Consider the following 20,152-nt stretch of genomic DNA (forward strand, 5'->3'; position numbering starts at 1 on the left):
TTGGCTGTCCCCGACGATCAGCCGGACACGGGCTCGGAGAGATCATGCGGGCAGAGGTACAGCAAGTGGCCGACGGCACCTATCTGGTGCACGGCCACCACGTCAACTGGGTCATCCTGAAGGACGGTGACGCGGTCACGCTGGTCGACACCGGCTATCCGGGCGACCGCGAGGGGCTCCTCGGCTCCCTCGTCGAGGTGGGCAGTTCACCGGAGGCGGTCGCCGCCGTGCTGATCACCCACGCGCACAACGACCACCTGGGCTCGGCCGAGTACCTGCGCGCCGGCCACGGCACGCCGGTGTATCTGCACCCGGCCGAAGTACCGCACGCCCGGCGGGACTTCCTGCAGCAGGCGACCATCGGCGACGTGGTACGCAACGCCTGGCGGCCGGGTGTGCTGCCCTGGGCCGTGCACGTCCTCAAGGTCGGCGGCACCGACCACAACCCCGTCACCGCACCCGAGCCGTTCCCGGCCGAGGGCCCGCTGGACCTGCCCGGCCGCCCGGTGCCCGTGCACACCCCCGGCCACACGGACGGCCACTGCGTCTACCACCTGCCCGGGGCCGGCCTCGTGATCTCCGGGGACGCCCTGGTCAGCGGGCACGCGACCTCACGGATCAAGGGCCCGCAGCTGCTCCACGACTTCTTCCACCACGAGCGGGCGCGGGCGCTCGCCTCCCTGGACGTCATCGGCGCGCTCGACGCCGACACCCTGCTGCCCGGACACGGGCCCGTCCACCGTGGCCCGGTGCGCGCCGCGGCGGAACAGGCCAGGGAACGGGCCTCCTAGAACACCCGCGCGGGGCCTTAGGGTTCCTGTCATGGCCTTGCAGATCAGCGCCACGAACCCGGAGCACCCCGCGCTCCTGCTCGCCCTGCCCTGGGACGTGCCCCTGGAGGAGTGGCCCGAGGAACACCTCGTGCCGCTCCCCCGCGGCATCTCCCGGCACGTCGTCCGCTACGCGCGGGCCGGCGACGAGGTGATCGCCGTCAAGGAACTCGCCGAACGGCCCGCACTGCGCGAGTACCAGCTGCTGCGCGATCTCGACCGGCTCGGCATCCCGGCCGTCGACCCCCTCGCCGTGGTCACCGGGCGCACCGACGGCTCGGGCGCCCCGCTGGAGCCGGTGCTGGTCACCCGGCATCTGCGCGGCTCGATGCCGTACCGGTCCATGTTCGAGACGACCATGCGGCCCGCCACCATGCACCGGCTGATGGACGCCCTGGCCGTCCTGCTGGTCCGGCTCCACCTGTCCGGGTTCGCCTGGGGCGACTGCTCGCTGTCCAACACCCTGTTCCGGCGGGACGCGGGCGCCTACGCCGCCTACCTGGTCGACGCCGAGACCGGCGACCTGCACCCCCGGCTGAGCCCGGGGCAGCGGGAGTACGACCTCGACCTGGCCCGCGTGAACATCAGCGGCGAACTGCTCGACCTGGAGGCCTCGGGCGCGCTGCACCCGTCCGTCGACCCGATCGAGTTCGGCCACGAGATCTGCACCCGCTACCAGGGGCTGTGGCGGGAACTGACCCGCACGTCGGTGTATCCGGCGGGCGAGTACCACTACATCGAGCGCCGGATCCGCCGCCTGGCCGAACTCGGCTTCGACGTCGCCGAGATGCAGATCGAGCACTCCTCCGGCGGCGACACCGTCACCTTCGTGCCGAAGGTCGTCGACGCCGGCCACCACCAGCGGCAACTGCTGCGGCTGACCGGCCTGGACACCGAGGAGAACCAGGCACGGCGGCTGCTGAACGACCTGGAGAGCTGGATGGCCACCCAGGACGACCACGCCCCGGGCGACCCCCTCGCCGCCCGTCCCGAGGTGCTCGCCCACCGCTGGGTGCGGGACGTGTTCCGGCCCGCCGTACGGGCGGTGCCGCCGGAACTGCGCGGCTCCATGGACCCGGCCGAGATCTACCACGAGCTGCTCGAACACCGCTGGTACCTGTCCGAGCGGGCGCAGCAGGACATGGGGCTCGACACCGCCGTCACGGACTATGTCGAGAACGTGCTGCCCCGGGCCCGAGGCACGCTGGAGCCGACCACCCCGGAGTAGCTCACTCGTGCGGGACCACGGCCACCGGGCAGTCCGCGTGGTGCAGCACCCCGTGCGCGACCGAGCCGATACGGGCGCCGACGGCACTGCGGTGCGCCCGGCGGCCGACGACCACCAACTGGGCCCGGCCGGCCACCGACAGCAGCACCTGGCCGGCGCTGCCCATCTCGACGTGTTCGGCGACGGGCACGTCCGGGAACCGCTCCCGCCACGGCTGGAGCGCGTCGGCCAGTGCCTGCTTCTCGTACGGTTCCAGACCGCCCACGTCGTCCAGCAGCTTCATCGAGCCGGGGCTGTAGGCGAAGACGGGCGGCAGGGTCCACGCCCGGACGGCCCGGACGGTGGCGCCGCGCGCCGCCGCCGTCTCGAACGCGAACCGCAGCGCCTCCGTGCTGTCCTCGGCGCCGCCGTGCTGGCCGACCACGACGTCCCGGCCGGCCGCCTCCGACGTCGGCCGGTCACCGGCGCGCACCAGGACGACGGGGCGGGCCGCCTCGGCGATCACCTGCTGACCGACGGACCCCAGCAGGAACCCGAGGACGGGGCCGTGCCCGCGCGAGCCGAGCACGAGCATCTCGGCCTCCGCCGCCGCGGTCGCCAGCGCGTCCGCGGCGCCGCCCTCGACCACGTCGACGCTCACCCGGAGCTCCGGATGCCGCTCGCGGACGCCGCGCACGGCCGCGGAGACGCCCTCCGACACCCATCCGTGCTGGGTGTCGCGGTCGGCGGTGGCGAGCGCCTCGGCGTAGCGCCACGCGTGCACCACCCGCAGGGGCAGGTCCCGGCGTACGGCCTCCCGGGCCGCCCAGTCCAGTGCGGCCAGGCTCTCCTCCGTACCGTCCACCCCTGCCGTGATCGGGCGTGTCATGCGTGGGCCTCCTCGTCGTCGCCGTGTCCTCGTGGTGCTCATGCCCCGGTCGGGCGGGGATGCGCACGGCCACGATCATGCCGTGCGGCCGGGGTGTCCGTGACCGGTCCGCCGCTACCCTGCCGTCATGGCGTTGGAGTGGGAGCAGGTCATCGTGGACGCGGCGGACCCGGTGGCGCTCGGCCGTTGGTGGGCCGAGGCGCTCGGCTGGGTCGTGGTGGCCGACACGGCGGACGAGTTCGAGATCAGGCCCGCCCCGGACCGGCTGCCCGGGCTGCTGTTCGTCCCCGTGCCCGAGGGGAAGACGGTCAAGAACCGGCTGCACCTGGACTTCCGGCCGACGGACCAGGCCGCCGAGGTGGCCCGGCTCCTGGCGCTCGGCGCCCGGCACGCGGACGTCGGACAGGGCGAGCAGCCGTGGGTGGTGCTCGCGGACCCCGAGGACAACGAGTTCTGCGTGCTCGGGGAGCGCCGCGGCTGACCCCCGCGACCGGTCACGGCCGCTGCCGGATACCCGGAGCGAACCCGGGCGATCGAACATACGATGGGCTTCGAGCCGGTGCGGTGGTCCCCTCGACACCGGGCCGTGTGAGCCGACTCTCGGGGTGGGAGACGTATGGCACAGGCCGCCGAGGCAGCGCGGACCGTCATCCTGACCGTGGACGACGACCCGGGGGTCTCCCGCGCCGTCGCCCGCGACCTGCGACGGCGATACGGCGAGTCGTACCGGATCGTGCGCGCGGAGTCCGGCGAGTCCGCGCTGGACGCGCTGCGGGAGCTGAAGCTGCGCGGCGACCTGGTGGCCGTGATCCTGGCGGACTACCGCATGCCGCAGATGAACGGCATCGAGTTCCTGGAGCAGGCGCTCGACGTGTACCCGGGCGCGCGGCGGGTGCTGCTGACCGCGTACGCCGACACCAACGCGGCCATCGACGCGATCAACGTGGTCGACCTGGACCACTACCTGCTCAAGCCCTGGGACCCGCCGGAGGAGAAGCTCTACCCGGTCCTGGACGACCTGCTGGACGCCTGGCGCACCAGCGCCTACAAGCCGGTGCCCAGCACCAAGGTCGTGGGGCACCGCTGGTCGGCGCGCTCCTCGGACGTACGGGAGTTCCTCGCCCGCAACCAGGTGCCCTACCGCTGGTACTCGGTGGAGGAGCCGGAGGGGCAGCGGCTGCTGGCGGCCGCCGGGCAGGACGGGCAGCGGCTGCCGCTGGTGATCACCCCGGACTGCACGGTCCTGGTGGAGCCGGAGGCGCCCGAGCTGGCGGCGCGGGTGGGACTGGCGACGACGCCGACGGCCGACTTCTACGACCTCATCGTGATCGGCGGCGGTCCGGCCGGGCTGGGTGCCGCCGTGTACGGGGCCTCGGAGGGGCTGCGGACCGTTCTGGTGGAGCGGTCGGCGACCGGCGGGCAGGCCGGGCAGAGCTCCCGGATCGAGAACTACCTGGGCTTCCCCGACGGAGTCTCCGGCGCCCAGCTCACCGACCGGGCGCGGCGGCAGGCCGCCAAGTTCGGCGCCGAGATGCTGACCGCGCGCGAGGTGACCGGGCTGGAGGTCAACGGCGCCGCGCGGGTCGTGCGGTTCGCGGACGGCTCGGCGATCGCGGCGCACAGCATCATCCTGGCGACGGGCGTGCAGTACCGGCAGCTGGAGGCCGAGGGCTGCACCGACCTGACCGGGTGCGGGGTGTTCTACGGTTCGGCGCTGACGGAGGCCAGTTCCTGCCAGGGGCAGGACGTCTACATCGTCGGCGGCGCCAACTCGGCGGGCCAGGCGGCGATGTACCTGTCCCGGGGCGCGAAGTCGGTGACGCTGCTGGTGCGCGGCGCGGACCTGTCGGCGTCCATGTCGTACTACCTGATCCAGCAGATCGGTGAGGCGCCGAACATCTCGGTGCGCTCCCACACGGTCGTGGACGCGGCTCACGGCGGGGACCGCCTGGAGAGCCTGACGCTGCGGCACACGGTGACCGGCGAGCGCGAACGGGTCGACGCCCAGTGGGTGTTCGTGTTCATCGGCGCGGCCCCGCTCACCGACTGGCTGGGCGACACGGTGCTGCGTGACGGGCGCGGGTTCATCCTGGCCGGGCCCGACCTGACCGCCGACGGGCGGCCGCCGGCGGGCTGGGAGCTGGACCGGCCGCCGTACCACCTGGAGACCAGCATTCCCGGCGTGTTCGTGGCGGGCGACGCGCGCGCCGAGTCCGCCAAGCGCGTCGCGTCCGCCGTCGGAGAGGGAGCCATGGCCGTGATGCTCGTCCACCGGTACCTGGAGCAGTCATGAGCGGGCAGCTCATGCCGTGCAACCCGCGGGAGATCAGCTCCCTGTTCCTCTTCGAGAAGCTGAGCCCCGAGCAGCTGGGGCGGCTGTGCAGCGAGGGACGGGTGGAACTGTTCGAGGCCGGCCCGGTGTACACCGAGGGCGACCCCGCCACCTGCTTCTTCGTGATGATCGAGGGCACGGTCGTGCTCTCCCGCCGGGTCGGCGGCGACGACGTGGAGGTCAGCCGGACCTCGCAGCGCGGCGTGTACGCGGGCGCGATGCAGGCGTACCTCGGCGACCGGGTGCGGCAGGTGTACAACAACTCGATGCGGGTCACCGAGCCGACCCGTTTCTTCGTGCTGCCCGCGGACATCTTCGCGGACGTCATGAGCGAGTGGTTCCCGATGGCCGTGCACCTGCTGGAGGGCCTGTTCTTCGGTTCGAAGAACACCCAGGCCGCGATCGGGCAGCGGGAACGGCTGCTCGCCCTCGGCTCACTGTCGGCGGGGCTCACCCACGAACTGAACAACCCGGCGGCCGCGGCGGTCCGGGCCACCGCCACGCTGCGGGAACGCGTCGCGAAGATGCGGCACAAGCTCGCCCTGATCGCCGAGGCGCCGTTCACCCGCGAGGTGATGGCCGGCCTGATAGAGATCCAGGAGCGCACCGCCGAGCGCGTGGCGAAGGCACCGGCGCTCAGTCCGCTGGAGGCGTCCGACCGCGAGGACATGCTCACCGACTGGCTGGAGGACCACGGCATCGACTACGGCTGGCAGGTCTCCCCGACCTTCGTCCAGGCCGGGCTCGACGTCGACTGGCTGGAGCAGGTCGCGGCGGCCGTGCACACGGACATCCTGCCCAACGCGGTCGGCTGGCTCAACTACACCGTCGAGACCGAGCTGTTGATGAACGAGATCGAGGACTCCACCACCCGGATCTCGCACCTCGTCGACGCGGCCAAGCAGTACTCGCAACTGGACCGGGCGCCGTACCGGGTGGTGGACGTGCACGAACTCCTCGACAGCACGCTGCTGATGCTGTCGGGCAAGAGGGGCCCCGGAATCAAGGTCGTCAAGGAGTACGACCGGACGCTCCCGCCGGTTCCCGCCTACCCGGCGGAGCTGAACCAGGTGTGGACCAATCTCATCGACAACGCCGTCTCGGCCATCAACGGCGCGGGCGGCGAGGGCACGCTGACGGTGCGGACCGCCCTCGACCACGAGCGGGTGCTGGTGGAGTTCCGGGACACCGGGCCCGGTGTCCCGCCGGAGATCAAGGACCGGATCTTCGACCCCTTCTTCACCACCAAGCCCGTCGGCGAGGGCACGGGTCTCGGCCTGGACATCTCCTGGCGGATCGTCGTCAACAAGCACCACGGCACCCTGCGGGTCGAGTCGGTGCCCGGCGACACCCGCTTCCAGGTACTGCTCCCCCTGACCGCCGAGACGCCCGCCGAGGAAGCGGAGGACAACGCATGAGCACCGTCGAGGGAATCGACCCGAGCGTCCCGCCGAGCGGCACCGGCTGCGTGGAGTGCGACGCGGCGGGCGGCTGGTGGTTCCACCTGCGCCGCTGCGCGCAGTGCGGGCACGTCGGCTGCTGCGACGACTCTCCGGCCAAGCACGCCACCGCCCACTTCCGGGAGACGGGGCATCCGGTCATCCAGAGCTACGAGCCGGGCGAGAGCTGGTTCTGGAACTTCGCCACGGACGAGCTGTACAGCTCCGGGCCCGATCTGGCGCCCCCGGGCAGCCATCCCGCCGAGCAGCCGGCCCCGGGCCCGGTGGGGCGGGTGCCCGCCAACTGGGCGCAGACACTGCGCTGAGGCGGCCGGCGCGGTTCAGCGTCCGCAGTCCAGGCTGCCGGTGCCGACGGCGTCGGCCAGGGCCTGCATGCCCTTGTCGTTGGGGTGCAGGTGGTCGCCGCCGTCGAGGAAGGGCAGGATCCGCAAGGGGTCGTAGGGACTGCGCAGGATCCGGTCGAAGTCGGTGACGGCGTCGAAGTCGCCGCTGCCGCGCAGGAACCGGTTGACGTCCTGCCGCACGGCCTCGGCGGCCGGATCCCACTCGGGCCAGCCCTTGAACGGGCCGATGGTGGCGGCGACCACGCACATGCCGGCCGCGTGGGCCCGCCGGGCGATCTCCCGGTAGCCGGCGGCCAGGTCGGCCGCGGTGACACCGGTGTGCGCCTTGATGTCGTTGACGCTCTCGAACAGGAACAGGGTGCGCACTCCGGGCTGTGAGAGGACGTCCCGGTCCAGCCGGTGCAGGGCGCTCTGCCCGGCGCCGTCGGCGAGGATCTTGTTGCCGGAGATGCCCTCGTTGGCCACCCCCCTGACCGGCGTGCCGAGGGTGCCGAGGCGGCGGGCCAGGTAGTCGGGCCAGCGGCGGTTCAGGTCGGTGGTGGACTGCCAGCCGTCGGTGATCGAGTCGCCGAGCGCGACGACGGCCCCGGTGGCCCGGTCGGCCGGCCGTACCGAGACGGCGTCCAGGTACCACCAGGAACCGGTGGTGCGCGTCCAGGCGGCGCCGCTCTCCTCGGCGGTGTGGTCGCCCCCGCCGGTGTACGACGTCTGCATGGCCATCCAGTGGCCGGAGGCGGGCCCCGCCGCGTCGGGGGTGCGGAGGCTGACGACGAGGTCCGCTCCGGCGGGCCACCTCCCGGGCAGCGGATCGCTCCAGGCCACGGCGCCGGCGGGCACGGTGACCGTGGGGAGTTTGCCGAAGGTCACCGGCCGGTTGCTGCCCGGCCGCAGCGCGGCTCCCGTCTCCCGCAGTCCGGCGTGGACACCGGCCAGGGTCAGCGGGCGGTCGCCGAAGGCGTTCGTGAAGCGGATGCGCAGGTCGCTGCCGCCGACGCTGGTGTGGACGATCAGCCGGTAGCCCTGGCCGGCGGTGCCCTCGCCCATGAGGTCGGCGCTCGCCGCCCAGGTGACGACGCCGGTGGCGTGCGTGGTGGAGTCGGGCGGCGGGCCGGCCGCCCGGGCGGGCGCGGTCTGGCAGGCGACGGCGGCCAGCAGCGCCGCGACGACGCGGCCACCGCGTGCGAGACGGCCGCTCACCGGGCGAGGTCCCGGATCGTGACGGACCCGCCCGGCCGCATCCGAACCGTCCGGGACGTCCCTGCGTATCCCACGGAGGTCATGGTGCCGCCGACGCTGCGGATCCGCACCTCGGTGGGTTGGCCGTCCCGCCGGCTCAGGTCGACGAGGAAGCCGCCGCGGGCTCCGGCGCCGGTCACGGAGCCGGCGGCGGCCCAGGCGCCGGGCAGGGCCGGCAGCAGTTCGAGGTGCCCGGGGCGCGAGTACAGCAGCATCTCGGCCACGGCGGCCGGGGTGCCTAGGTTCGCGTCGATCGAACAGGCGGGAGCCGTGGGCGGGCAGAGCCTCGGTGATCCGGTTCCGGCGGGAGCCGAGGTCCTCGTGGTTCCACAGGTCGCGGACCGCCGCGTTGCCGGTGAAGCCGAGGGAGGAGAAGTCGGCCGTGACGGCGGCGGGGGCGTCGGCGAGGTTGAACAGCGCGACGGTGCGGGTGCCGTCCGGGTTCTTCGCGGCCCACACCTGCTGGGGGTCGGAGGGGGTGACCGGCCGGGCGGGCGGGCCGTCGCCCTGGTCGACGGCGATGACCTCGCGGTCGGTGAGGAGCCGTACGCCGTGGTCGTCGAGCTTCGTGAGGTCGTCGCCGGTGTGGAGGGGGGACTTGGCGATGGCCACAGGGTGGCGTACGTCTGCCGTTCGGCCTTGGTCAGGCCGTCCAACGTCGAGGGAGTCCAGGTCGTTCCAGCCGCCGGGACCGGCGTGCCGGGTCCAGCCCGGGGTGTCGTCGAAGCGGTCGCCGACGGAGTTCTCCCAGCCGACGAGGGTGTGGCAGTAGCACTCGACGTCGGTGTCGACGCGCCAGCCACCGGCGTACTTCTTCCAGTCGGCGGCGTGGCCGATGTCCATTTCCGCTGTCAGTAAAAGAAACAGCGGCTGTTACGGAGGCAGTTGGGGCCGCCGGCCGGGTCCGGACATGCGGATGCCCCGCGCGGGGCGGGGCATCCGGTCGTGCTGTGCCGTGCTGTGCCGAACTGTGCAGCCGGGTGTCAGCGGTGGGCGCGCGGCGTGTTCGCGGCGGTGACGTTCACCGCGGACCACGACTTGTCCACCGTCTTGTACTCGGTGCTGTTGGCGCCGTACAGGTCCTTGGCCGCCTTCAGGGTCGCGACGCGAGCCTGGTGGAAGTCGGTCGTGGAGACCATGTAGCGGGTGAGCGCGCGGTAGTAGATGGCGGTGGCCTTGGTCCGGCCGATGCCCTTGACCGCGATGTTGTGGTAGGTCGGCGAGTTGTAGGTGACCGTGCCGATCTTCTTCTTGCCGCTGCCCTCGGCGAGGAGGTAGTAGGCGTGCGAGGAGACACCCGAACCGGCGTGCACCTCGGTGTAGTACACGTCCGACGACCAGTAGTCGATGGTGCCCTCGAGCTTGTCCAGCGACGGGTGGTCGAGGCGGCGCAGGAACTTCTGGGCGAGGCCCAGCTTCTCGCCGACCAGGTAGTCCGGCGTGTCCTTCGCGTTCTTGGCGTAGAACTCGACGTTGGAGCCGAAGATGTCCGCCAGCGACTCGTTCAGCGAGCCCGGCTCACCGTACTGGTTGCCGTTCTCGTCGACGAAGGTCGGCTGCAGGTTGGCGGTCGCCTCCACCACGCCGTGGGTCAGCTCGTGACCGGTGACGTCGAGGACGACGAGCGGCTTCTTGAACATCTGGCCGTCGCCGTCACCGTACAGCATGCAGTTGCAGGTCGGGTCCCAGAAGGCGTTGGCGACCTTCTTGCCCCAGTGGACCATCGCCCGGGCGGGCTTGCTGTTGTTGGCGATGCCCTTGCGCTTGAACGTGGACTTGTAGAAGTCCAGCGTCTTGGTGATGCCGTACTGGGCGTCGGCAGCGGCGCTGACCCGGCTGGTGGTCTTGTTGTTGCCCCACACGTTGGTCGTGTTGGTGAACTTCGAGCCGGAGCTGAACTTCTCCGTCATCGAGCCCTTGGCGTCACGCGTCTCGGTGCCGTACCGGCTCGGGTCCTTGAGCTGGTAGTGGCCGCGCGAGGTCTGCGTGGTGGTGAGGCCGACGTTGCCGACGAAGAGGGTCTTGCCGGTGCCCTTGGCGGCCGACGGGTACGCCGCCGCGGCGGAGGAGCCCGAGCCGAGCAGGCCCGACGGGGCGGAGGAGCCGACACCGGTGGCCGGGTCGGCCGTCTCGCCGCGCTTGCGCAGGGTGTCGAGCAGCTTCGGCGACAGGAACTCGTCGCTGTCGGGGGTGTTGCTGCGCACCTTGCCGCTGACGGCGTCGACGACGACGGTGTGCGAGCTGCCCTGCGTGGCCACCGTCACCTGGTAGGCGAGGGCGGAGGCGCCACCACGGGCGTCGACGACCAGCTGGGCGCTGCTCGCGTCACCCTTGGCGGCCTTGGCGGCCTTGGCCGCGGCCTGCGCCGCGGTCAGCTTCGCCTGCGAGGTGGCCGCCGGCTTGACCGCGTGGTCGGCCGCGCGGGTCACGCCGGTGTAGGCCAGCTTGCGGTCGAGGTGGACGATGAGGTCACCGCCGAGCACCGGTAGGTTTCCGTGCGTCCGGACGAAACGGACGTGCCGGGCACCCTCGGGGTCGACCATGACGTCCTGGGCGTGCAGCGCGTCGCCCTTGGAGACGCCGGTCGCCGAGGCGTGGGCGAAGGCCGCGCTGCGCGCCGCCTCCACCACCGCCGTGGCGTTCGTGGCGGAGGACGCGGCGGTCCGCTCCACCCCCGTCGTGGAGGGGCCCGCGAAGGCCGTACCGGCCAGTCCCGTGGCGGCCGTCGCGACAGTGACGGCGATCGCCAGGGAGCGTATGTGCGGTCTACGCAATCTGATCAAAGTTCCTTCGTGTGAAGACGGCAGGGGTCGCCAACCGCCTTGTCACATGGCGCAGTTGACGCGCCACGGGGGCTGGTAGGGCCCCGGCGTCACCCTTTCGGATCAGTCATGTCCCCGTAAAGCCGGAATGATCCATTTCGCGGATTTCTAGAGGAATCCTTTACGAATGGGCGCCACAGGGTGATCACGGGTCCCTCAACTGTGTGTCGACAGCGGAGACGTTGCCGCCATCCCCTAGGTTCCGAGGCCTGAATGTGACCGATATCGCATCAGGAACCGTACGGATGGGAGTGGATGCCGGATGGTCTCAGCAACGGTGGGCAGGGGCGCGGTCCTCGGGGCGGTCGTCCTGTCGCTGCTCGCGGTCCCGGCGCGCGCGGCGACCGCGGAGGCGGGCAGGCCCGTGGCGGCGGCGCTTCCGGCGCCCGACACGGCAGGCCTGGCGGCGGTGCTGCGCACGGCCGTGAACCAGGGCGCACCCGGTGCGCTGGCTCGGATCGACGACCAGGGCCGGACATACCGGTCCACACAGGGAGTTGCCGACCGCGTCACCGGGCGGGCCATCGCCGCCGACGACCGGTTCCGGGTGGGCAGCGTCACCAAGACCTTCTCGGCGGTGGTCCTGCTCCAGCTCGTCGACGAGAAGAAGCTGACGCTCGACGCCCCGGTCAACCGGTACCTTCCCGGACTCCTGCCCGACGACCGGATCACGGTGCGCCAGGTGCTCGGCCACCGCAGCGGCCTGTACGACTACACCAACGACATGTTCGCCGAGAGCGTGTCCGGCTTCGAGGCGGTGCGCAAGAAGGTCTACACCTACCGCCAACTGGTCGCGCTCTCCCTGAAGAAGCCCCGCACCAACGCGCCCGGCGCCGCCTACGCGTACTCCAACACCAACTTCGTCGTGGCCGGCCTGCTCATCGAGAAGCTCACGGGTCACTCCGTGCGGACGGAGTACGAGAAGCGCGTCTTCGAGCCGCTGGGCCTGCGGGACACCTTCTACGTGCACCCCGACACCACGATCCCCGGCCGGTACGCCCGGGGGTACCTCACCCCGGACACGGCGGGCGGCCAGCTGGTCGACGCGACCGCCCAGACGGTGTCGTGGGCGCAGAGCGCGGGCGCCATCATCTCCAGCGCGCGGGACCTGAACACCTTCTACTCCGCGCTGCTGGGCGGCCGGCTGATGTCGTCCGCGCGGCTCGCCGAGATGGAGCGCTTCACCCCGGTCAACAGCACGACGGCGTACGGACTCGGACTGCGCCGCCGCGACCTGTCGTGCGGGGTCTCGGTGTACGGCCACACGGGCGCGGTCCAGGGGTACTACACCTACGCCTTCGCGACGAAGGACGGCAGCCGCAGCATCACCGCCGTGGCCGACACCTCCAACAACGGCAAGGTCCTCGACACGCTGGCCGGCACGCTGAACGCGGCGTTCTGCGGCGCCCCGAGGACGGCGGCCGCCGGGAAGCACGCCGGCGCCGTCGAGGACGAGGGCTAGGCGGGCGCACCACGGCGCCGCGCGGGCCGTGCCACACGGCGCGGCCCGCGCACCGGGGCGAACGCGCCCGGTGGAGCCGCTCCGCCCGCCGTCAGGGACCGGACGTCGGCATCGCCCCGGTCAGGTGGCGCCCGCCCCGGTCAGGCCGTCGTCGTCCTCGGACTCGTGGACGCCGCCCGCCACGGCGGTGAGGTGGTCCAGGACGTTGGTCAGGCGGAGGACGCGCTCCAGCACCTCGGGCCGGTTGTCCAGGTGCAGGGTGGCCCCGGTGGCGCTGGTCCGGCGGTGGACCATCAGCAGGGCGGACAGGCCCGAGGAGTCGATCCACGTCAGATCACCGAAGTCCAGGCGGACATCGCTGGGCGGCGGCTGGCCGCTCGCCAGGTGCTCGACGACGGTCTGCACGAAATCGTCGCTGGTGTCGTAGTCGAGTTCGCCGGCCACGCGCACCGTGAGCGTGGCGGGTTCACTGAGGACGACGAGGGTGAACTCGGATGGTGGCAGGTTGATCATGCGCGGGTGTCGGGGCCGGGGACAGGACGGGCGGGGCGGCCGCTCAGGGCGGCGGAGCCCTCGTGGATCAGGTGAGAGGCGCGAGGGAAGTCGCGCAGTTGACCGGCCAGGGCCTCCAGACCGGTCACCAGCGAGCGGGCGGGCACGTGACGGACCTCGAGGATGTCCGCGGTCCAGGTGAGGAACGTCGTGAACAGGTCGGCGTCGTCGACGTAGAGGGCCGTCGCGAGGAAGCCGACTACGTGGGCGAGGTCCTCCGCGGTGCGCTCCCGCTGGGTGTCGCTGTAGCCCCGCATGGCGGGGAAACGGTCCTCCAGGTCGGACAGCGTCTGCTTGACCAGCTGGGCCCGGGTCTGGACGACCATCGTGTACTCCTGGTCGGCCAGGTGAGGCAGGTCGTCCACCGCCTGCCGGCTCGCCGAGGCGTCCGGCCGCGCCATGCCCTCGTCGAGCACGGCGACCGCGGCGCGGGCGTCGGGTGCCCAGCGGTCGGCGCGCAGGGTCCGGGCGTAGCGCCCGCCGGGGCCGAAGGCGCGGCCGCCGGCCAGCACGGGCACGCCGACGGCCTGGCAGGCGGTGATGGCGCCGTGCGCGACGGGCAGGTGGGTCGGGATCGAGCCGGACAGCAGGACGGCGTCGGGGTTGGTCCGGTGCAGATGCGCCACAAGGTGCGGTGTGGGGGTCTGGGCGCCGAGGAAGTCGACCCGCCAGCCGCGCAGCCGCAGGACCTCGGCGACGAGCCGGGCGGGGAAGGCGTGCCACTCCCCGTCGACGCAGGCGACCGTCACCCGGCCGCGCGGCGGGGTCGCGCTCTTCTCGGCGCGCCGGTGGGCGAGGGAGGCGACGACCCGCTCGTTGATGGCGGTCGCGGCGTGCTCCTGGGCCACGCTGAGCCGGTCGGCGGCCCATTCGACGCCCACCTTCTCCTGGACCGGCGCTATGACCTCCAGGAGCAGCGTCTCCTCGTCGGCGCCCTCGTCCAGGGCCCCGTGCACGATGTCGGCGGCCCAGTACTCGTCGCCATCGGTCACGGCGTCCCACAGCCGGTCGACGAGGGGGGCCGTCGCGGTGCGATGACTCACATGTTCCTCCTGCTCCTGGTGCCGCCCGCGCGCCCGTCGACGACCTTCAGCGAGCCGTTGCGGGGCGCGCTGATGGCCACGGCGGCCATGTCGTCGTGCCGGCCCGCGCCCAGCCACTGGGCCGCCAGCATCTGCACCCGTTCCACGACCGCCTCGGCGGGCATGCCCGCGCACTCGGCGAGCGCCCGCTGCAGGCGCCTCTCACCGAAGAGTTCGTCGCCCAGCGGGCCGCCGCGCGCCTCGGTGATGCCGTCGGTGTAGAGCAGGCACGTCTCGCCCGGCGCGAGCACCGTCTCCACGGTTGTCGCCTTGACCGCCGGCAGCGCACCCACCAGGGTGCCGTGCGTCGGGACCTCCTCGACGGTGCCGTCGTTGCGGACGATCAGCGGCGGCAGGTGTCCGGCGCTGGTCAGCCGCACCTGCGCGCGGCCGCCGCGGCGGCGCACCGAGGCCAGCACGATGGTGGCGAACCGGGTGTGATGGGAGGTCAGCAGGGCGCCGTTGAGCAGGCCGAGAATCCGCTGGTGGTCCTCCGCCAGGGGCAGCAGGGCCTGCAGCGTGTTGCGGATCTTGCCGGTCAGCACCGCCGCGTCCAGGCCCTTGCCCGCGACGTCCCCGAGCACGACGAGGGTCTCCTGGGAGGGGTCGGCGCCCGGGTGGACGTCGTAGAAGTCCCCACCGACCCGCTCGTGGTCCTTGGCTGCGCGGTAGCCGCCGGCGTACTCCACTCCGTGGACGCTGTCGAGCGCGGGCGGCAGCAGTTCCCGCATCAGCGTGGCGGTGATGGTGGTCTGTTCCGTGTAGAGGCGGGCGGCGGAGAGGGCGGCACCGGCGCGGGCGGCGAACAGGCGGGCGAAGACCTCCTCGCCCTCGGTGAAGGCCTGCTCGGTGCTGGAGCGCAGCAGGACGAGGGCGCCGGCGGGCACTCCATGGCCGGGGAGCGGGGTGACGATCACGGAGCCGACGGGGCCGGAGAAGCCGTCCGGGATCACCCAGTCGGGGATGAGGGCGGGGTCGATCCAGCGGGCCGGTACGGGCGGGAAGCCCTGGAGCGCCTCGGCGAGGCCCGGTACGCCGGCGACGTCGACCTTGCGCGTGGTCTGGGTGACGGGGCCGCCCTGGCGTGCGTAGGTCAGCGGGTAGCGGCGTCCGTGGGGCGGTGCGATCAGGACGGCGGCTTCGGCGAGGTGCTCTGCGGCCATGGAAGCGGCCACCTCCATGCAGCGCGGCACGTTCAGGGTGGACAGCAGCGCGCTGGAGGCCTCGGAGAGCACCTCGGTCCGCATCTGTGCGTCGCTCAGCGCCGTCTCGGCCAGCCGCCGGTCGGTCTCGTCGACCAGCCACCAGACCACGTCGCCGTCGCCGGCCTGCGTGGGATGGGCCTCGAACAGACGCCCGTTGATACGTCCCGTCGGCGGGCCCTCGGAGGCGCCGCGGGTGCCGGCGTCGATGCGCTGGTGCGCTCCCCAGAGCCAGGAGGGCACCTGTTCGTGCAGCCAGTCGCCGCTCGCCGCGTCGGGGAGTATCAGTCGGGCGGCCTCATTGATCCGGACCAGACCGCCGTGCCGGTCGACGACCAGCACCGGATAGGGGGCCTCGGCCCACGTCACGCCGACCCTGAGGTCGGCGTCGGGTGGGCGGGCGGAGGAACCGGGGGAGAATGACACAACCGGAGGCACGCGTCGTGCGCACCTCACCACCTTCCTGCCATGGAAAACAGATGTCCTTTGACAACCGTCCCGCACGGATCCCCATGGACGCAACCCGCGTGGGCGACCCCTCGGGCATTCCCACCGGTTTCGGTGCAGGTGCGGGAGATTTGTCACACGGCTCAGCGAGGCGTCGCCAACGTGTTCGCACGGGCGCCCGGTTCGGAGCCGGACGGACCGGTGCGGCGATCTTGGCGGAACCACTTCGTCCGGGACACCATGCCCGGCATGAAGGGTGATCTCTTTTCCAGTCAGCACGTCGTGCAGCCGGCCGTGGAGCCGGGAATGTCCGTCGAGAACGCCAAGTGCCTCAAGTACGCGGTGAACGGCGAGATGCACGCCCGCCAGGGCGCGATGGTCGCCTACCGCGGCGACCTCAAGTTCGAACGCAAGGGGCAGGGCGTCGGCGGCATGCTGAAGCGCGCCGTCACCGGTGAGGGACTGCCCCTCATGGCGGTGCGCGGTCAGGGCGAGGCCTGGTTCGCGCACGAGGCGCAGAACTGCTTCGTCGTCGAGGTCGAGCACGGCGACCGGTTCACCGTCAACGGCCGCAACGTGCTGTGTTTCGACGCTTCGTTGTCCTACGAGATAAAGACGGTCAAGGGTTCGGGCATCGCGGGCGGCGGGCTGTTCAACAGCGTGTTCAGCGGACAGGGCCGGCTCGGCCTGGTGTGCGAGGGCAATCCGCTGGTCATACCGGTCTCCGCGCACGCCCCGGTGTACGTCGACACGGACGCGGTGGTCGGCTGGACCGCGCATCTGCAGACCTCGCTGCACCGCTCGCAGTCCATCGGCTCGATGCTGCGGGGCGGCTCCGGCGAGGCCGTGCAGCTGATGCTCCAGGGCGAGGGCTACGTCGTGGTGCGGCCGAGCGAGCTGACGCCCCAGAAGGCACAGCAGCACTGAACCTTCACAAGTGACCCGGGCGGGGCGGGCAACCCGCGTCGCCGTACCCGCGTCTTGATCGACAACAGACCGAAGCCCCGGCTCCCTCAGGGCCGGGGCGCATTTCCGAGATGCTATACACGGCATGTATACACTCCGTGTATAGAAGGGTACACATGTACGGCAAGGCATCCGCCCCGGAGTACCAGGGCGCCCTCACCACCCTGTCCGTGAACTCCTCCCTGGTCGACGTACTGGCCGAGGCGACCGAACGGCTGCGCGAGGCCGAACGGTCGGGCCGCCCCGCCGAGGCGGCGCGCTGCGGCCTCGCCGCGGCCGAGGCCCACCGGCGCCTCGGCCACGTCGGGGACGCCGACCGGGCCTGGAAGGCCAGTTACCGCGCCGCCCGGGAGGCGGCCGACACGGCGGCCATGGCCTGGGCGCTGTGGAGCGGCGGCACCCTGGCCCGGCAGCGCGGGGCGTTCCCGCTCGCCCGGCGACTGCTGGGGCTCGCGGCCGAACTGGGCGAGCGCGGCGGCGACGTGGTGGTCCGCGGCTACTCGCTGGCCGGCCTGGCGGAGACCGGCCGCATCCAGGGCGACTACGAGGCGGTCGGCCGGCTGCACGAGCAGCTGCTGGCCGAGGCCCGCAGGCGCGGCGAGGCCCGGCACACGGTGTGGGCGCTGGAGGGCATCGCGCAGATGCACCGCAACACCGGCGGCTACGACGAGGCGTACGCACTGTTCGAGGAGGCCGCGGAGATAGCCGGGCGGGCCGACGACCGGCGCGGGCACGCCTGGGCACTGCGCGGCCTCGCGGACATCGTCTCGGTGCGCGACGGCGACACTCCCCGGGCCCTGGAGCTGCTGTCCGAGGCCGAGGCCACCTGCCGTGCGATGAACCTGTCCAGTGCGCTCGCCTACAACCACAAGATGCGCGGCAACGTCCTCTACCGCGCCGGGCGGTACGCCGAGGCGCGCGACCTGTACGAGCTGGCGCTGGAGGAGTTCCGGGCGATGAGCGAGCCGCGCGGCGAGGCCCTGGCCCGGCTGGGCCTCGCCAAGTCGCGGGCCCACCTCGGCCGGGACCGCGACGGGACGGCGGCCGAACTCGCGGATCTCGCCCGGACGCTGGACCGCAGCGGCCTCAAGCACGCACGGGAGATGGTGACCCGGGCGCAACGGGAGTTCGGCCTCGCCGAGGAGCCCGCGCAGTCGGTTGCTGCCGCGGGGTCCGTGGCGTCGGTGGCGTCCCTGGAGGTGGCACGGTGACCGTCCTCCCCGCGGCGGTACGCCCGCCGCTCGCGGCTTCCCGGACCCTCGCCCGCTGCCGCGAACTGGTCCGGCCCGCGCTGACGGACGCGGTCGGGCGGCTGCATCCGTGGGTCGCCGAGATGGCCGCGTACTCCTTCGGCTGGTGCGAGGTGGGCGGGGCGCCCGCGAGCACCCCGGGCGGCAAGGGCGTCCGGCAGGCGCTGGCGGTCCTGGGCGCCGAGGCGGCGGGCGCCGACGGGCGCGCCGGTGTCCCCGCCGCGGTCGCGGTGGAGCTGGTGCACGCCTTCTCGCTGCTGCACGACGACATCATGGACGGCGACGCGACCCGGCGCCGCCGCCCCGCCGTGTGGAAGGCGTACGGCACGGGGCCCGCGGTGCTCGCCGGTGACGCCCTGTTCGCGCTGGCCGTGGACACCCTCGCCGCCGCGCCCCAGGGGCCGGGCGCGGTACGGCTGCTCTCCGGCGCGCTCGCCGATCTGGTGCGCGGGCAGGCCGACGACCTGCTGTTCGCCACCCGGCCCGGCACCGGCCCCGAGCGGGTGACGCCGCAGGAGTACCGGGCGATGGCGGAGGGCAAGACCGGCGCGCTGCTGGGCTGCGCCGCGGCCCTGGGGGCCGCGCTCGGCGGGGCACCCGAGTCCGCGATCGGCGCGCTGGACCGGGCCGGGCGGCATCTGGGCGTCGCCTTCCAGCTGGTCGACGACGTGCTCGGCATCTGGGGCGACCCGGCCGTCACCGGGAAGCCGGCGGGCGGCGATCTGCGGGAGGGCAAGAAGACCTTCCCGGTGCTCGTCGCGCTCGGCTCCCCGGTTGCCCGTGGCCTGCCCGCGCTGCTCGGCGCGCCCGGCCGGGAGGCGGAGGCGGCGGCCCTGATCGCGGAGGCGGGCGGCCGTACGGCGACCCTGGCCGAGGCCCGGGCGCACACGGCCGCCGCCCGCTCGGCTCTCGCCCGGGCGCCTCTGGCGGCCGGGGCCGTCGGTGAGCTGAACGGTCTGCTGGACCTGCTGCTCGACCGCGAGCGGTGACCATGATCCGCAATCGCGTTGACCGCGGCCGCCCCGGCGGGTGAAGGTGCGATCGGCGCGGTTCCCACCCCCGCGCCGGAAGGGTGAGGCACCTTGATCGGCATCTCGGACATCGAAGCCGCCGCCGAGCGGATCGCCGGACACGTCGTGCGGACACCGACCGTGCCGAGCCCGGGCCTGTCCGCCCTGCTCGGTGTCCCGGTCACCGCCAAGCTCGAACTGCTCCAGCGCACCGGCTCGTTCAAGGCCCGCGGGGCCACGGCGAAGCTGCTGTCGCTGAGCGAGGCCGAGCGGGCCGCGGGTGTGGTCGCGGTCAGCGGCGGCAACCACGGGATCGCGCTCGCGGTGATGGCGGCGGCCCTCGATGTGAAGGCGACCGTGGTGATGCCCCGTACCGCGCCGGCCCGGTCCATCGGGATCGCCGAGGAGGCGGGTGCGTCGGTCCGGCTGACCGACGGCATGGACAGCGCCTTCCAGCTGGTGACGCGGCTGCGGGACGAGGGTCTGACCCTGGTGCACCCGTTCGACGACCCGGTGGTGATCGCCGGGCAGGGCACGGTGGGGCTGGAGCTGGCCGAGGACGCGGACGAGCTGACGGACGTCGTCGTCAGCATCGGCGGGGGCGGGCTGATCGCCGGGGTCGCGGCGGCGCTGCGCGCCCGGCGGCCGGGGGTCCGCGTGTGGGGCGTGGAGACGGCGGGCGCCGAGGCCCTGTCCGGCGCGCTCGCGGCGGGCGCTCCGGTGCCGGTGCCGCTGACGTCCCTGGTCACCACGCTCAGCGCGCCCTCGGCCTCGCAGCTGACGTACGACCATGTGTCCGCGCTGGTCGAGGAGGTGCTGGTGGTGCCGGACCGGGACGCCGTGCGGGGCTGCCTGGACCTCGCCGACCACGCCAAGGTGTGGGCCGAGCCGGCCGCGGGCTGTCTGCTGCCGGCGGCCCGGCAGGTGGTGGCACGCGTCGGCGAGGACGCCCGGATCGGACTCGTGGTCTGCGGCGGCAACGTCACCCTCCGCGAACTCGTGGGCTGGGCCGACCGGTTCGGGCTGTGAGGCGCGGCCGGCCCCGTGCTTTACCCTCGGTT

At 72.9% G+C, this 20,152-nt stretch carries 17 protein-coding genes and 2 pseudogenes; 11 read left to right on the forward strand and 8 right to left on the reverse strand.

The window, feature by feature from the left end; translation table 11 throughout:
- Nucleotides 1-44: 44 nt before the first annotated feature.
- Nucleotides 45-791: an MBL fold metallo-hydrolase gene (locus ACF08B_RS17695; protein WP_392318168.1), complete on the forward strand. Its 747-nt coding sequence runs from the start codon at nt 45-47 to the stop codon at nt 789-791.
- Nucleotides 792-822: 31 nt separating this feature from the next.
- The gene (locus tag ACF08B_RS17700; protein ID WP_392318169.1) at nt 823-2,058 is read left to right on the forward strand and encodes a DUF4032 domain-containing protein; all 1,236 of its coding nucleotides are present in this window, start codon (nt 823-825) and stop codon (nt 2,056-2,058) included.
- A gap of 1 nt (nt 2,059) precedes the next feature.
- Here ACF08B_RS17700 and ACF08B_RS17705 read toward each other — a convergent pair whose 3' ends face one another.
- A complete protein-coding gene (locus ACF08B_RS17705) occupies nt 2,060-2,926 on the reverse strand; it encodes a universal stress protein (RefSeq protein WP_392318170.1) in 867 nt (288 codons plus the stop codon).
- 127 nt (nt 2,927-3,053) lie between these two features.
- Between ACF08B_RS17705 and ACF08B_RS17710 the strand changes: the two genes are divergently transcribed.
- The 4 genes from ACF08B_RS17710 to ACF08B_RS17725 all read left to right on the forward strand — a co-directional run bounded on the left by ACF08B_RS17710 (nt 3,054) and on the right by ACF08B_RS17725 (nt 7,023).
- Nucleotides 3,054-3,407, forward strand: coding sequence for a VOC family protein (locus ACF08B_RS17710; protein ID WP_392318171.1), 354 nt, complete (start codon nt 3,054-3,056; stop codon nt 3,405-3,407).
- Between the two features lie 135 nt (nt 3,408-3,542).
- The gene (locus ACF08B_RS17715; protein ID WP_392318172.1) at nt 3,543-5,219 is read left to right on the forward strand and encodes an FAD-dependent oxidoreductase; all 1,677 of its coding nucleotides are present in this window, start codon (nt 3,543-3,545) and stop codon (nt 5,217-5,219) included.
- Nucleotides 5,216-6,676 carry an ATP-binding protein gene (locus ACF08B_RS17720; protein WP_392318173.1) on the forward strand — a complete coding sequence of 487 codons (1,461 nt, stop codon included), beginning with the start codon at nt 5,216-5,218 and terminating at the stop codon, nt 6,674-6,676. The genes ACF08B_RS17715 and ACF08B_RS17720 overlap by 4 nt, the downstream gene beginning before the upstream one ends.
- A complete protein-coding gene (locus ACF08B_RS17725; protein WP_073894381.1) occupies nt 6,673-7,023 on the forward strand; it encodes a UBP-type zinc finger domain-containing protein in 351 nt (116 codons plus the stop codon). Before ACF08B_RS17720 ends, ACF08B_RS17725 begins: the two co-directional genes overlap by 4 nt.
- A gap of 15 nt (nt 7,024-7,038) precedes the next feature.
- Here ACF08B_RS17725 and ACF08B_RS17730 read toward each other — a convergent pair whose 3' ends face one another.
- The 4 genes and pseudogenes from ACF08B_RS17730 to ACF08B_RS17745 form a co-directional block, all read right to left on the reverse strand.
- Nucleotides 7,039-8,259 (reverse strand): SGNH/GDSL hydrolase family protein, encoded by a 1,221-nt coding sequence (locus tag ACF08B_RS17730; protein ID WP_392318553.1) that lies wholly within the window; start codon nt 8,257-8,259, stop codon nt 7,039-7,041.
- A pseudogene (locus tag ACF08B_RS17735) lies at nt 8,256-8,552 on the reverse strand (glycoside hydrolase family 95-like protein); the annotation flags it as partial. The gene ACF08B_RS17730 and the pseudogene ACF08B_RS17735, both read right to left, overlap by 4 nt.
- A gap of 1 nt (nt 8,553) precedes the next feature.
- Nucleotides 8,554-9,141, reverse strand: a pseudogene (locus ACF08B_RS17740) (carbohydrate-binding protein); the annotation flags it as partial.
- A gap of 140 nt (nt 9,142-9,281) precedes the next feature.
- Entirely contained in the window at nt 9,282-11,072 is a 1,791-nt protein-coding gene (locus ACF08B_RS17745) for a M4 family metallopeptidase (RefSeq protein WP_392318174.1), read from the reverse strand.
- A gap of 310 nt (nt 11,073-11,382) precedes the next feature.
- On the opposite strand from ACF08B_RS17745, the gene ACF08B_RS17750 reads away from it, so the two are divergent.
- On the forward strand, nt 11,383-12,582 hold the full coding sequence (locus ACF08B_RS17750; RefSeq protein WP_392318175.1) for a serine hydrolase domain-containing protein: 1,200 nt from the start codon (nt 11,383-11,385) through the stop codon (nt 12,580-12,582).
- Between the two features lie 120 nt (nt 12,583-12,702).
- Here ACF08B_RS17750 and ACF08B_RS17755 read toward each other — a convergent pair whose 3' ends face one another.
- From ACF08B_RS17755 to ACF08B_RS17765, 3 genes are read right to left on the reverse strand one after another with little or no spacing between them, the layout of a single operon-like run.
- Nucleotides 12,703-13,095: an STAS domain-containing protein gene (locus ACF08B_RS17755; protein ID WP_392318176.1), complete on the reverse strand. Its 393-nt coding sequence runs from the start codon at nt 13,093-13,095 to the stop codon at nt 12,703-12,705.
- Nucleotides 13,092-14,177 carry a B12-binding domain-containing protein gene (locus ACF08B_RS17760; protein ID WP_392318177.1) on the reverse strand — a complete coding sequence of 362 codons (1,086 nt, stop codon included), beginning with the start codon at nt 14,175-14,177 and terminating at the stop codon, nt 13,092-13,094. Before ACF08B_RS17760 ends, ACF08B_RS17755 begins: the two co-directional genes overlap by 4 nt.
- On the reverse strand, nt 14,174-15,787 hold the full coding sequence (locus ACF08B_RS17765; RefSeq protein ID WP_392318178.1) for a PP2C family protein-serine/threonine phosphatase: 1,614 nt from the start codon (nt 15,785-15,787) through the stop codon (nt 14,174-14,176). The genes ACF08B_RS17760 and ACF08B_RS17765 overlap by 4 nt, the downstream gene beginning before the upstream one ends.
- 327 nt (nt 15,788-16,114) lie before the next feature.
- Between ACF08B_RS17765 and ACF08B_RS17770 the strand changes: the two genes are divergently transcribed.
- From ACF08B_RS17770 to ACF08B_RS17785, 4 genes are all read left to right on the forward strand, one after another.
- Nucleotides 16,115-16,792, forward strand: coding sequence for an AIM24 family protein (locus tag ACF08B_RS17770; protein WP_392318179.1), 678 nt, complete (start codon nt 16,115-16,117; stop codon nt 16,790-16,792).
- A gap of 155 nt (nt 16,793-16,947) precedes the next feature.
- On the forward strand, nt 16,948-18,042 hold the full coding sequence (locus ACF08B_RS17775) for a tetratricopeptide repeat protein (protein ID WP_392318180.1): 1,095 nt from the start codon (nt 16,948-16,950) through the stop codon (nt 18,040-18,042).
- Entirely contained in the window at nt 18,039-19,070 is a 1,032-nt protein-coding gene (locus ACF08B_RS17780; protein WP_392318181.1) for a polyprenyl synthetase family protein, read from the forward strand. The genes ACF08B_RS17775 and ACF08B_RS17780 overlap by 4 nt, the downstream gene beginning before the upstream one ends.
- A gap of 93 nt (nt 19,071-19,163) precedes the next feature.
- Complete coding sequence (locus ACF08B_RS17785) at nt 19,164-20,120, forward strand: threonine/serine dehydratase (RefSeq protein ID WP_392318182.1); 957 nt, start codon at nt 19,164-19,166, stop codon at nt 20,118-20,120.
- Nucleotides 20,121-20,152 lie beyond the last annotated feature (32 nt).

Source organism: Streptomyces sp. NPDC015139, from assembly GCF_043079785.1.
Taxonomy (GTDB): domain Bacteria; phylum Actinomycetota; class Actinomycetes; order Streptomycetales; family Streptomycetaceae; genus Streptomyces; species Streptomyces albidocamelliae.

Excerpts from the sequence above, each read along its gene's own strand:
- ACF08B_RS17695 (WP_392318168.1), top strand. The coding sequence starts at position 45 with ATGCGGGCAGAGGTACAGCAAGTGGCCGACGGCACCTATCTGGTGCAC.
- ACF08B_RS17700 (WP_392318169.1), top strand. The coding sequence starts at position 823 with ATGGCCTTGCAGATCAGCGCCACGAACCCGGAGCACCCCGCGCTCCTG.
- ACF08B_RS17705 (WP_392318170.1), bottom strand. The coding sequence starts at position 2,926 with ATGACACGCCCGATCACGGCAGGGGTGGACGGTACGGAGGAGAGCCTG.
- ACF08B_RS17710 (WP_392318171.1), top strand. The coding sequence starts at position 3,054 with ATGGCGTTGGAGTGGGAGCAGGTCATCGTGGACGCGGCGGACCCGGTG.
- ACF08B_RS17715 (WP_392318172.1), top strand. The coding sequence starts at position 3,543 with ATGGCACAGGCCGCCGAGGCAGCGCGGACCGTCATCCTGACCGTGGAC.
- ACF08B_RS17720 (WP_392318173.1), top strand. The coding sequence starts at position 5,216 with ATGAGCGGGCAGCTCATGCCGTGCAACCCGCGGGAGATCAGCTCCCTG.
- ACF08B_RS17725 (WP_073894381.1), top strand. The coding sequence starts at position 6,673 with ATGAGCACCGTCGAGGGAATCGACCCGAGCGTCCCGCCGAGCGGCACC.
- ACF08B_RS17750 (WP_392318175.1), top strand. The coding sequence starts at position 11,383 with ATGGTCTCAGCAACGGTGGGCAGGGGCGCGGTCCTCGGGGCGGTCGTC.
- ACF08B_RS17755 (WP_392318176.1), bottom strand. The coding sequence starts at position 13,095 with ATGATCAACCTGCCACCATCCGAGTTCACCCTCGTCGTCCTCAGTGAA.
- ACF08B_RS17770 (WP_392318179.1), top strand. The coding sequence starts at position 16,115 with ATGAAGGGTGATCTCTTTTCCAGTCAGCACGTCGTGCAGCCGGCCGTG.
- ACF08B_RS17775 (WP_392318180.1), top strand. The coding sequence starts at position 16,948 with ATGTACGGCAAGGCATCCGCCCCGGAGTACCAGGGCGCCCTCACCACC.